This is a genomic window from uncultured Chitinophaga sp. (assembly GCF_902168175.1).
In the GTDB taxonomy this organism is placed as follows: domain Bacteria; phylum Bacteroidota; class Bacteroidia; order Chitinophagales; family Chitinophagaceae; genus Chitinophaga.
Genome location: NZ_CABHOU010000033.1, coordinates 1 through 12,444, shown reverse-complemented (window position 1 = coordinate 12,444; position 12,444 = coordinate 1). Strand labels below are relative to the sequence as shown.

Annotated in this window: 6 protein-coding genes; all 6 read right to left on the bottom strand. The window is 49.2% G+C overall.

The features are described from left to right. Positions 1-66 precede the first annotated feature (66 nt). Complete coding sequence (locus QZT80_RS07160) at positions 67-1,872, bottom strand: FAD-dependent oxidoreductase (protein WP_295119778.1); 1,806 nt, start codon at positions 1,870-1,872, stop codon at positions 67-69. 1 nt (position 1,873) lies between these two features. Beyond that, a complete protein-coding gene (locus QZT80_RS07155; protein ID WP_295119776.1) occupies positions 1,874-2,986 on the bottom strand; it encodes a hypothetical protein in 1,113 nt (370 codons plus the stop codon). Positions 2,987-2,988: 2 nt separating this feature from the next. Then, positions 2,989-5,448, bottom strand: a complete 2,460-nt coding sequence (locus QZT80_RS07150) for a hypothetical protein (RefSeq protein ID WP_295119773.1) — start codon at positions 5,446-5,448, stop codon at positions 2,989-2,991. A gap of 5 nt (positions 5,449-5,453) precedes the next feature. After that, positions 5,454-7,163, bottom strand: coding sequence for a RagB/SusD family nutrient uptake outer membrane protein (locus tag QZT80_RS07145; RefSeq protein ID WP_295119771.1), 1,710 nt, complete (start codon positions 7,161-7,163; stop codon positions 5,454-5,456). An 11-nt stretch (positions 7,164-7,174) separates the two neighbouring features. After that, positions 7,175-10,525, bottom strand: a complete 3,351-nt coding sequence (locus QZT80_RS07140; protein ID WP_295119768.1) for a TonB-dependent receptor — start codon at positions 10,523-10,525, stop codon at positions 7,175-7,177. A gap of 296 nt (positions 10,526-10,821) precedes the next feature. Beyond that, entirely contained in the window at positions 10,822-12,000 is a 1,179-nt protein-coding gene (locus QZT80_RS07135) for a FecR family protein (RefSeq protein ID WP_295119765.1), read from the bottom strand. Positions 12,001-12,444: the final 444 nt, after the last annotated feature.

The window sequence follows — 12,444 nt, the reverse complement described above, 5'->3', positions numbered from 1 at the left end:
TCAAGTTTAATACAAAATCATGAAGATCCCGCATAAATATGATCAGTGGCCTTCCTGCTTTTTCGTTTAATCTTTAATGATACCCATCAGTTCTGAAAGATGTTTTTCGTATACGCCTTTAGGACTGGTGTTATGCTTTTTGCCAATAAAGGCGGCGTATCCTACTACTTCGCCCATCATACCGCAGGTGCGCATTACACGGGTGCTGCCAAAGGCAACATGGGTAGTGCTGATGTTGCGGCCTGCCATAAACAGGTTAGTGATGTTACGGCTGTACAGGCAGCGGTAGGGAATGGTGTAAGGCGCCACACGTATATGTTTGGTGCTGGCGAAAAACTCCTGTCCCTGGAAATACTGGCTGTTCTTTTCCTGCGGGAAGTGAAGGTCAATGGTCCAGGTGGCGGTTACGCAGCCATCAGGGTATTGTACCCCGTCCTGGATGTCCATTTGCGTAAGTACGTGGTCGCCGATAATACGGCGCGATTCACGTTTACCGCCAATGTAGGCTACCCAGGCCAGCGCATTTTTGGCGTACTTGTCCTTTTTATTGTTCTTCAGGTACGACCAGTTGCCGTATATGGCGCGCAGGTTATGATCGCGCAGTTGCTCGGCCTGGTAAATGGTATTGAAGTTACCGAAGCCGGTTTCCCACTCCCAGTCTGATTTTGCCTCGTCGATATGATACTCGTCGGAGAACTGCAATGCCCATGGCGTAGCAGGGAACGACGACACGGTATCTGTTGGCACGGAAGCCCAGAGGTTGGAGGTGCCAAGTGTAAAGCTGTCGGCCTTTTCTGCGGCCAGTGATTCTTTGGTTTCGCTTTTACTTTCGCGGCCAAAGCGGTAATCGGCGCCTGCGAGGTAACCTACGGTGCCATCGCCGGTGCAGTCGGAAAAGTAAGTGCCTGTAAAGCGGTACTCCTGGTTGGTGGCTATGTTACGACCGATAACGGCGGTAATTTTATTATTACCTTTTTCTATTTTATAAACGTGGGTGTTAAGGAACAGGCTGATGTTTTTCTCTGCTTTTACGATCTGTATCTTCCTCGCATCGCCATATTCCTTTGCATCAGGATTACCGTTACCAGGATCTCCATTGTCCATTTCGCGAACAATGCGGCCGAGTTTGGGATAATGGTTTTTGTCGATGTCGCCCATCAGGTGTACACGTATTTCTGAGCTGTTGTTACCGCCCAGTACCGGCCTGTCCTGTATCAAGGCTACTTTTAAACCTAAGCGCGAAGCAGATATGGCGGCACAGGTACCGGCAATACCGCCGCCTACTACTACCAAATCATAGTTACCACCGTCTTTAGGAGCTGCGGTAAGGTTCAGCAGTTTGCTGCGAAAAGCGGTAAGGGCTTCGTTACTGGCAGGCGGTATAAACTTCGCGTTATCTGTAAACAGAATGGCATCGCAGCGGCCATTAAAACCCGTAAGGTCGTGGATGCTGAGTTTTACCTGTTCTTTCTGGATATCTACTTCGCCGCCATCGTACCATTTCCAGGCATCGTTGCCGCTTTCGCCGAATACGGGTGATAATGTTTTACCATCAACGGTCAGCTGGAAACGGCCGGGTCCTTTTGGGAACGGGGCCCAGTCTTTGGTACGCACCCATACACGGTATTTGCCTTTTTTCGCAAAGCTAACGGTGGTAGCCGCATCTTTTACGGGCCTGCCCATACCATGTGCCATCAGGTACGAGGAGTGGATTACAGGGAACGACTGCTGGTCTATCACCCATCCGCCCTTATCTTCGAACGATTCAGTTTCTACGAACACATGCTGCTGTGCCTTTACGCCTGCTATGTTAAATAGTAGCAGGAACAGGCAACTTATAACCCGCATGCTTAATGTCTTGCATCTTTTCATGTTAGAGCTCATTTTGTGGATGTTGGGTTTCGTATTGTTTCAGTTTGTTTTTTACTTCGTTATCTGGCTTAAACTTTTTCAATAGCGCATACAAGGCTGCTGCATCGCCCGGACCGGGATCTTCCAGGTAACCGGCTATCTGCCGCATGGCCTGTGGCGGTAATTGCCGCTGGGCATTTAATGCGGCCAGCATCAGTTTAAACTGTTCGTTGTTGGAGGCGGTAAGGTTCGCCGCCAGTCGTGTGGTCAGTTCACTGCCCATCTTTACTTCTGCCAGCTTTTTTAAGATGGCGTTTTGAAGTGGATAGGTAGCCTGCTGGTACGTGCTCCATAACCATAACTGCATGGTGTCCGCCACGAAAAAACGGGGCGCCGCCTTTTGCAGCGCGTACCGCGCGGTAAACAAATTATTTCCGGAAATGATGTATTTAATATCTGATTCGTGTCCTTTCGTAATGTTCCCTTCTTTATCCATCACCCTTTCCATGGCCCAGTATTGGTAATGGTGGTTGTTGGATTGCAGGAACTGGTGCAGCAGTGCATTGCTTTTGTACCCTGCTGTTATCTTCTCCATCTCCTTTTTAACCGGACCGTTAGCCAGGTGCCATATCGTAAAACATGTATACACCGCACCTTCTATCACCTCGGTCTTCAACTTTTTAGGCGTCGCTCCTGTTTTGCCATCTGCCGAATCGGCCAGGTTTTCTGTACCCGGTGCAATCAGGTCGGCCATCTGTAACTCGCTGAATATCGACGAGGTGTTGGCCAGTATGCCCTGTAGTTTCGTGTAGTCATCTGGTTTAAACGGGCGGTGATCTGCCTTGGTTAATATCTCACCCGGTGGAAAATCGTATCGCACATAATTGCCTAACAAATCCCAGTACAGGTTGATGTAAACGGGTTTGCACTCTCCGGTTAAACACACGGGGGTAAAAATGTTACGGTAATAGTAAACCGGTGTTTCGTTTTTGTCGAAGGCCAGTTTAAGGGTAAAGGTGGAGGTGTCGTTTACACGTACGGTATAGCTGCGCGTGCGCAAGGAGTCGCCGTTTCCGGCAGCTCTTGCGCACACAGCTAAAACCATCAGTACTACTATGATAATGTTTCTCTTCATTACTATTTATACGTTAACCAGGCAGTGGCTGTGCAGTCCTGGTTACTTTTTATCCTTATCCACCTGGCCTGAAAGCCTTCAGGGAACTGGTGTGTAAAGTTTTGTCCGGGTGCTACTTTTACTTCTTTGTACGTCATCCAAACGCCGGTGCCTACAGGGTCGGCTTCAATGGTAAAGGTAACCGGTGCTGCTGCGGTGTGCGACAGTTCCAGGCTGCGGTTATCATAAAAACCTATCAGGTATGGGTCGGAGTTTTCGCCTGCCTTAACGGCTGTATTTTTCCATGGCCCACCTTTGCCGGTTGGTTTACCCAGCTTCCATAAATCATCGATCACACCTGCCCAAACGGCTGCTTTTTTATCGGCTGATACGATGATATGATCACCAGCTGTTACGTTCGCATCAAGGCCGGTCATTACGAGCAGGCCTCGGTAAGAGGCGTAGTCGTTAATACGAAGGTTGTGGGAAGATACGGGGCGTATTTTAGCATAACCATCTGCGTTTTCGGCAGGCAGTTCGTAAAATGTACCATGACAGTTAAACAGGTCGCGCTCTGTGGCTACTTCGCGGCAAACGCGTAATGCTGCTTTGTCGGTCAGTGGCGTAAAGGCGTCGTTGCCTAATGGTAAACGATAACGCCGGCCCGCATCATCAACGATCAATACGGAGCTTTTATCAACGGTAACGGCGTTGGCAGGAATGGCGAACTTCCCGCGGATGAACGCGCTGGTGGTATCGTCATTTTTCTTTTCCAGTTCCATGTTTTCGTTCAGTTCGTAGTAACCGTTTTCGGTAGCAGTAGCACCGTTGTACGTAAGGGCATTTAATCCCAGTACGCGGCGGTTGTGACCTAAACCGTACAGTAAACCACCGGTAACATTAGCTTTCGTAACAGGCGACAATCCTTTAAACATCGCATCTGTTGTGGTGCTGCGGCCATCTTTGCCTTTGTAGTAAAAGTGCAAAGTGGCATTGGTGTTTTTGTCGGACTTTACTTTCACCCACTCGCCGGCTGCGGTAGCAGGGAAGATGATATTTACAGAAGCACCGGCCGCTACGTTTACGGAATTGAGAACGGCATTCTTTTCATTCTCAAAGGTAAATTTCACGGTTTCGGCGCCACTATTTTGTACCCAGGCCGAGCGTACGGGCCAACCTGCAAACAGGAAAGGCTCGGAGTATTCGCCTGCTTTAATATCTTCTTTGATCCATGCTGCTCCTTCGGCCGTAACAGGTCCCAGCAAATCGGGTTGTTTAAGGGAGGTGAACCAGAGGTTGGAGTTCGACTGGCCCGGCCCTTCGATATTTCCTTTCGCTTTACGTTTGTTCAGGAACTCTTTCTGGGCGGAATCGTCGCAGCCGAATACCAGCTGGTCGTTCCAGCGGGTAAAGTCGCCAATCACCTTTAAATAAGCACTGCGCGGTCTGATACCTTTTGTGTTGGCAGCGCTAAAGGTGCCTGGGAAATGCCAGAACATGCCGTGCATGGTCATCAGGTATTCGGGGGTTGCACCGGTACCGATGTTGCGGATGCGTGGCCATTCCGTATTCCAGCCATGTGCGCCGTCGTAACTGTGACTGGCTTTGGGTAAGCGGAAGAACTCCCAGCCGCCGTTATCGCGCAGGGCAAGTAATACCGATTTGTGGTCCCAGCCCGTCGCCCATATCGGGTCGTTCGCGGCGTTTTTGTTGCCATCAATACCACCGGGGCCGGTCACTTCCACGAACTGGTTGCGGCGTACCACTTTCCAGTTGCTGCCATTCCATTCAGCCAGTACGCCCGATTGTATGTCGTATTTCTTTTCGGCTTCTTTGGTAGGTTCTCCGTTATTGGAGTATACCATTACGCCCTGGCCAGAGTATAAACCTTTACCATGCGCACCAGGTAAAAGGTCTTTTACTTCTGAAGTAGGATCGGTAATTACCCTGCCATTTTTATTACGATCGGGATAAAGTTGTTTAGGCTCCAGGGTTTTTACATCTACTTCATAAAACCCTTCTTCCATGGTGCCGTAGTAAATTTTACCGGCAGGGTCGGTAAGGTGGCGGGCATTGCCTGTGTGACGGCCCTGCATGGCAGTATATGGAATGGTGCGTACCTGGCCTTTATCGTCAATGGCGTAGGGGCCAATGAACAATTGTTTGCTTTCGTTATGCACCATCCTGTTGGCGGGTGTACCACCTATACTTTCGCTGCGCACGGTTTGCTGCATCAGCGGACTTATTTCGTACAGTTTGTCGGAAGAGCCGTAGGGAAGGTGGGGGCCATAGGTAATTACCCATAAGTTGCCCGCCCACGGAACCACAGCGCCAGTACCACACTCACCTTCGTTATTATACATGGCCAGTTGTGGGTACACACCGCTAATGTTGCGCGGTGCGGCCATTTGACCGGCCGCATCGCGCATTGAAAATAAACTCCCCGCTAATAATATCGAAGCTGCTACTCTTTTATGGTCCATAGTCACTAATAGTTATCGTTCTGTGTTAATCCGCTGGCCAGTACTTCGGTAGAAGGGATGGGCCAGAGATATTGCCTTGTTTCGTCGAATTTGCGGATAGCTACCTGTTTGATGAGGCCGGCAGTATACATGGGCAGGAAGTCTGCCGTACCGTTTTCGTCTATCTGTGGTGTTTCCGGGAAGAACCACAGGCCTGGCGCTACTACTTTAGTTCTCAGGTCGGCAGGGTCCAGCATGCCGTAGTTGGGCAGGTTCAGTACTTTGCCGGCTATTCTCCAGCGGATGATGTCTGCATAACGGGTACCTTCCTGGGCAAACTCCATTCTTCTTTCTATCCTGACAATACTGCGCAGGTTAGCCGGGTCGGTGGTTACTACGGCAGGGTAGGCGGCTACGTTGGTATAAGCTACGCCGTAAGCACGGGCGCGCACCTGGTTGATGGCGTCGAGTACGGTTTGGTCTATTTCATTGAGTTCGATCTTTGCTTCCGCATACATCAGCAACACATCTGCATAGCGGATAATGATCTTATCGGCCTCCATTTGCCATGAGTTCAGTAACCAGTCGCCATCTATGCCTTTTTTAAACAACAGGCCGTTAAACGATGCGTATTGGGCAATGGAGCGGGTGTCTTTGTTCTCTACCCTGCTGTTATTGGAGGTTTGTAATACTTTCAGTGAATCGGGGTGCGGTTCAAATACAAAACCCAGGTGCGCAGTACCAAAAGGAACAATGGTAGCGGCACAACGCGGATCGCGGTTGTCGAAGGGTTTACGTGGATTGAACAGCGGCGATTCATCTATCGGTAGGCCGTCTTTACAAAGGAACGAGCAGAATAAATCCCATGATGGATCTTTAGCTGCCCAGCCGCCTGCATTACGCGATACAAAGTTCTGGCAGTCGCCGAAGGTTACTTTTAAGGCGATGGAACGTGGTAAGGCGAAGATGCTTTCCTGCGAGTTCTTTGTTTTGGAAATGAACAGGTCGGAGAAGCTGGGATGCAGTTTGTAAACGTTCTGATTCATGCAAAGCAGGGCCGCATCGCGGGCGGTAGCGTAGTCGCGCATCTGTAAAGCAATACGGGCTTTCATGGCTAAGGCCGCGCCGGACGAAGGGCGTTTTAATTCGTTAGCACCATAGGTCTTTTTCAGGTACAGTGCGGCAGAATCAAAATCTGCATAAATGTTTTTAAGAACAATAGCTGAATCTATCTGTTTCAACGCTAATGCTTCTTCGATGTTCAGCATCTTTTCGGTATAAATGATGTTGCCGTAGTGCGACAGCAGCCTGGAATAAAAACAGGCGCGGGAAAAGCGGGCGTCTGCTTTATAACGGTTGATCTGGTCGGGCGTTAATTTAGCAGCGGCACGGTCTACACTTTCGATAACGGTGTTGGCGCGGGCGATCGCTTTATAGGTATTAACCCACCACGATTTCACGAAGTCTGTTTCACCGGTGATGGTAGCGCCGGTAATCGGCGTCATCGCATCGCGGTAAATAAAATCATCTGTCCACTCATCGCTGTCTTCGGGCCAAAAGGCATCTTTATACAGGCCGTTGAGCGACATCTCTATCTCTTCTGCATTGGAGTTCCAGGTTTCGCTGGAACCATCGGCGAGTGGGTTGAGATCAAGACTGCCACAGGCGGCAAGACTTAATACCAGCAAACCGGCGGTAAATTGTTTGTATGCGGATGTTAGTTTGATCAGTTTCATGTGGTGCTGTTTTAGAATTTAACAGATGCGCCGATAACGTAACCGGTAGTGATAGGGTAAGTAAGCCCGCTTTGCTCAGGGTCCCAGCCTTTGGGATATTTGTTAAGCGTAAACAGGTCGCTGATGGTACCGTAAATGCGCAGGTTTTGAATGTGCACTTTGTTTACCAGCGTGCGTGGCAGGCTATAACCTAAACTGATATTCTTTAAACGGAAGTAGGAACCATTAAACATCCAGTAGTCAGACATGGCGTAATTGTTACCGGCCGATGTATTGGTGAACCTTGGATATTTGGCGGCCAGGTTTTGCGCTTCGGTGTTGTATTTGCTCCAGCTGCTGCCATCGATGATAGTAGGGAAGTTGCCGAAGTTTTCGCGCAATGGCTGTACCATGTCGGGAGTAAGGCGAACGTTCCTTTTACCAACACCCTGCATAAAGATGCTGAGGTCGATGTTTTTGTAGCTGGCGTTGATTGAACCGCCGTACATGTAACGAGGTAATGAGCCACCCAGTAATACGCGGTCGTACTCGGGAGAAATTTTACCATCGGGTACACCATTAGGGCCGCTGATGTCTTTGTATTTCACATCACCTGCTTTTACGTTGGCACTGGTTACGGGCGATTTAGCTACGTCTGCATCGGTCTGGAACAGGCCTTCTGATACATAACCATACCACTCATTAAATTCACTGCCTTCTATCTTGATCTGGTCGCCGATAAATTCGGTACCGCCCAGGTCACCCATTTTAGAACGGAAGTCGGATATGTTGGCCGATAAACTGTAACTGAAGTCACCGATCTTGTCGTTCCAGTTAGCCTGGAACTCCCAGCCGTTGGTATACATGCGGCCTGTGTTCTGGAATGGATTATCGAAGCCGATGTAATCGGGAATTTCCAGTTCCAGTAATATGTCGCGGGTGGTTTTCTTGAAGTAGTCGGCGGTAAGGCGCAGGCGATTGTCTAAGAAATTAACATCGGCGCCGAAGTTGTACGACTCCGTAGTTTCCCATGATATATCGCGGATAGCGTACTGCCACTGCGCGGCCGATTGTGCTGCCACCACGTTATTGCCCTGGTAGAACAAAGATGCGTTCTCGAAAGAAAGGATGGCCTGGTACGGATAGTTACCCCTGATCCTTTCATTACCCAACGAACCCCATGAGGCGCGCAGTTTCAGGAAGGATAACCACTTGGCGTTCGTTTTCAGGAAGTTCTCTTCTGATAATACCCAACCTGATGATACTGAAGGGAATGCACCCCAGCGATAACCGGAGGCAAAACGGGAAGAAGCGTCGTAACGCAGGTTACCCTGTATCAGGTATTTATCGGCAAAGCTGTAAGACAGGCGGCCGAAAACAGAACGGTACGCATTTTCATAAGCTGTACCACTGTTGTCGCGAAACTCCAGCGGGCCGATATTCAGGTAAGGGTAGCTGGTTAATCCGTACTGACCGCGGGAAGCGCCCAGGTCTTCGTTAAAGGCGCGGAAGTATTCGTAACCTGCTAATACACCCAGGTCGTGTTTGCCGAATTTCTTATTGTAGTTGGCGAGGAACTGGATGGTATAACGATAGTCGTCGTTCCTGTTCTCACTCAGCTTTGTTTCTGCCAGTCCTTCGAGATAACCTGAAGTTACGCCCGGATTATTCCAGGAAGTGTAAGGAGCCCTGGTCTGGAAACGTTTGATTTTATTGAAGTTGAGGAATGGCGATACCACGGCCGATATTTTCAGGCCTTCTACCGGAGTAATGTCGAGGGCTACTTTAGCGCCTACCTGGTTGTACCATTCTTTCTTATAACCACCATATTTAAGCTGACCGAAAATGTTGGCGCCGTCTTTACCGGAACCTACACGGCCATCAGTATATTCTGCCGCATAAATGCCCGGCATGATGCCCATTTTATAAAATGGTTCGTCATCATACCCGTCTGCCAGTACCGTGGAACGGTCTACCATCGTGCGGCGGAAGTTGAAGTCCACGCTGGCATTAATGTATTTATTAAACGTAAGGTCATTGTTGATACGGGCCGTTACCCTTTCATAACCACGCTGATCGTACAAACCTTCCGATTTGTCGTAACCCAGCGATACCCTGCTGCGCAACGTTTTGCCCGAACCCGAGAGGGTCAGCATATGTGTTTGGCGGGGTGCGGAATTTTTAAGGATCAGGCCGCGGAAGTCTGTAACCGGGTATTGATCAGGATTTTCCTGGTTGCGGGTAAAGTAATTATCTACCAGGTCTTTGGTGTAAGTAGGATACTCATTGGCATTGTTACCGTTATCGTTCCACCTTAATTCGTTCACCAGTTGCATGTACCGCTGTGCGTTTACATAATCAGGCAGTTTGGTCGGCTTTTCAACACCGTACTCGTAGGTGTAGTCCAGTGCCATCTGGCCGTTTTTAGCACGTTTAGTGGTAATCACCACTACGCCCGATGCTGCACGGGAACCGTAGATAGACGCAGAAGCCGCATCTTTCAAAATCGACATAGATTCTACGTCGTTCGGGTTCACAGAGTTGATATCGTCAATAGGTACACCATCGAGAATGATTAATGGAGCAGCTGCCTGGTCGCTCATGGTGGTAATACCACGTACGCGGATGTTGGCGGTAGCTCCGGGCGCATTACTGTTCCTGGTTACCATTACGCCGGGTACTGCACCCTGCAGCGCCTGCGATATCTGCGTGGTTTTACGATTGGCAATCGCATCACCACTAATAGAAGCCACCGCACCGGTAAGATCACTCTTTTTCTGGGTGCCGTAACCTACTACTACGATCTCGTCCAGACCGCTGTTCACCGCTTTGCTCATTTTAATATCGATCCTGCTCTGGCCTCCGGCAGCTACTTCCTGTTTCTCGAAGCCGATGTAAGAGAATACTAAAATGTCGCTATTGCCTACATTTTGCAGGCGGTAAATGCCGCTGTCGTTGGTTACTGTCGCTTTCTGGGTGTTTTTGATCACCACCGTAACGCCTGGTAACGCCAATCCTTCATCGTCCGTTACCTTACCTGTTACGTTCACGGCAGTAGGGGCTACTACCAGCACGGGGGCAATGTAAGCCGGTACTTTGCGGATAGAGATCGTTTTGTCGCTGATGCTGAACGCCAGGTTTTGTCCCTTTAGTGAAGCAGCCAGCATCTCTTCTACCGATACGCCGTTAAGGTGTACGGTAACAGGGCGGGTTGTTTTCAGCAACTCGTTGTCGTAAAACACAACGTATCCCGTTTGTTTTTTAATGGCGGTAAACACGTTCTTTAGCTGAACGTTGTTCCCCGAAAAGCTCACCGACTGTGCTACGCCGGAGGCGCTTGCTTGCAGGATGGCTACCGTAACCAGGAGTAGTGTTAACTTCATCGCTAACAGAATTTGAGATAAACGTGGAAAATCTTGCTTAACCACATTGTTGTGCCCCGCTGCTGCCTTTTCTGGTATAGGCATGGCGCTGCGGCTGCAAAAAATGTTACAGTTAAATTGCATACTTTTGCATTTGTTTGGTTGAGTAAATGATACTGTCTTGCCGATGGTTGTTAGCTGCTCATCAAACGCACCGCCAGAGATGTTTCCAGCATTTCTGGCATTTTTATTTGAAGGCAGTTCATAAATGGAATTGTAACTACATAAGGTTGTGTTTTAATTTGACTCAGTTTTTATTATTTCATAACGATGATCTTTTTACCTTCTATGCGGAATTGTACGTCGTTCTCTTCTAAGATGTCCAGTACCTTGGTAAGGGGGAGGGTGCGCTGCATGCCACCACCAAAGCTGCGTTTCGGTATCTGCCCTTCATAAATCACTTCCACATCGTACCATTTTTCCAGTTGCCTCATAACGGTGGCCATATCGGCATCGGTAAACTGGAAGTAGCCGTTTTTCCAGGCAATGGTTTCGTCGGTGTTCACGTCATTAATAACGGTTAGCCCGTTGCTGGTTAACTTAGCCTGCTGGCCAGGCTGGATGGGCGGGGTGCTTTGTCCGCCTGCTACTACTTTTACCGATCCTTCCAGCAGGGTAGTGCGTACAGAAGGTTCGTCGTCGTACGCATTGATATTGAAGCTGGTACCGAGAATCTGTACTTCCATGCCCCTGGTAGACACCTTAAAGGGCTGCTGCGCGTTCTGTGCAACTTCGAAATACGCCTCACCGCTAATGCTTACCACTCTTTCGCCGCCGGTAAATACCGTGGGGTAGGTAATGGAGGACGATGCGTTGAGCCATACCTGTGTGCCATCGGGCAGGGTTATTTTATAGGAGCCGCCACGTGGTGTGCTCATTGTGTTGGTGCCGGGTTGCAGACTGTTACCGTCTACTTCCTGGTATACGAGTTGACCATTTGCGAGTTTTTTTACCTGTACGCTACCCTGGGTAGCCAATACGCCTGTACCTGCACTATCCAGTTCTATCACCGTTCCATCGGCCAGCGTAAGCAGGGCCTTGTTGCCGCCGGGTTGCACTTCGTTCCGGAAACGTTGCTCCCTGGGTGCCGCTGCTACCTGCTTTTCTACAGGCGGTTGCCACAGGTAGATGCCGGTGCATGCGAGTACTACCACCGAGGCGGCCGCCGCCCACCATATGACCGGTGACGGACGGCCCCTTTTTACGGGACGTAATACAGGTGTTTCCTTAAATACATTGTTTAATATCCTGTCCGACATTATTTCGGGCATCTGACCTTCGGGCTGGTAGGTATGCCACACGTCCTCCAGCGCTGCTTTCAGCATATCGTCCTGCTGCGAGCGGTTAATCCATTCAAATAGTTCATGCTGCTCCTGTGGCGTACAGGCACCGTTCAAATACCGCGCTACGAGATACCGTATTCTGGCTATCGGCATAATTGTATCAGTTTTAATGCATTCCCGGTATTTAACCGGCCTTATCTACTACGTGGAACAAGTTTTCTATTAGTGTAGACAATCAACTAAAGGCATATACCTAGTCGACCGCCAACTTTTTTTTTGGTTTCCCGGAAAGATGCTGGAAAGTAGCCGGATCCTTTAGAGATGTCCCATATATGAGTCATATCAAAGCCATATCTGAGTCATATATGTTCCATCTCTTTAAAGATATGGGACATCTACGGCTTATATACGGGTCATATACGGGACATATACGGGACATCTTTAAGGGATCGCTATAGGATTTAAGGGAGGGTCTTGTCCTGCTCTAGGTTTACACCCATTGTTAGAAAATACTGAATTTGGTTTACAAAGATCTCTAGTTGTTCTGGAAGCGGTTTACAGTTGTTGCTGATTGTCCTGTTGTGGGTTGACAGCTCT

Bases quoted from the DNA above. Each gene is read 5' to 3' on its own strand.
- QZT80_RS07140 (WP_295119768.1), bottom strand. From the start codon at position 10,525: ATGAAGTTAACACTACTCCTGGTTACGGTAGCCATCCTGCAAGCAAGC.
- QZT80_RS07150 (WP_295119773.1), bottom strand. From the start codon at position 5,448: ATGGACCATAAAAGAGTAGCAGCTTCGATATTATTAGCGGGGAGTTTA.
- QZT80_RS07145 (WP_295119771.1), bottom strand. From the start codon at position 7,163: ATGAAACTGATCAAACTAACATCCGCATACAAACAATTTACCGCCGGT.
- QZT80_RS07160 (WP_295119778.1), bottom strand. From the start codon at position 1,872: ATGAAAAGATGCAAGACATTAAGCATGCGGGTTATAAGTTGCCTGTTC.
- QZT80_RS07155 (WP_295119776.1), bottom strand. From the start codon at position 2,986: ATGAAGAGAAACATTATCATAGTAGTACTGATGGTTTTAGCTGTGTGC.
- QZT80_RS07135 (WP_295119765.1), bottom strand. From the start codon at position 12,000: ATGCCGATAGCCAGAATACGGTATCTCGTAGCGCGGTATTTGAACGGT.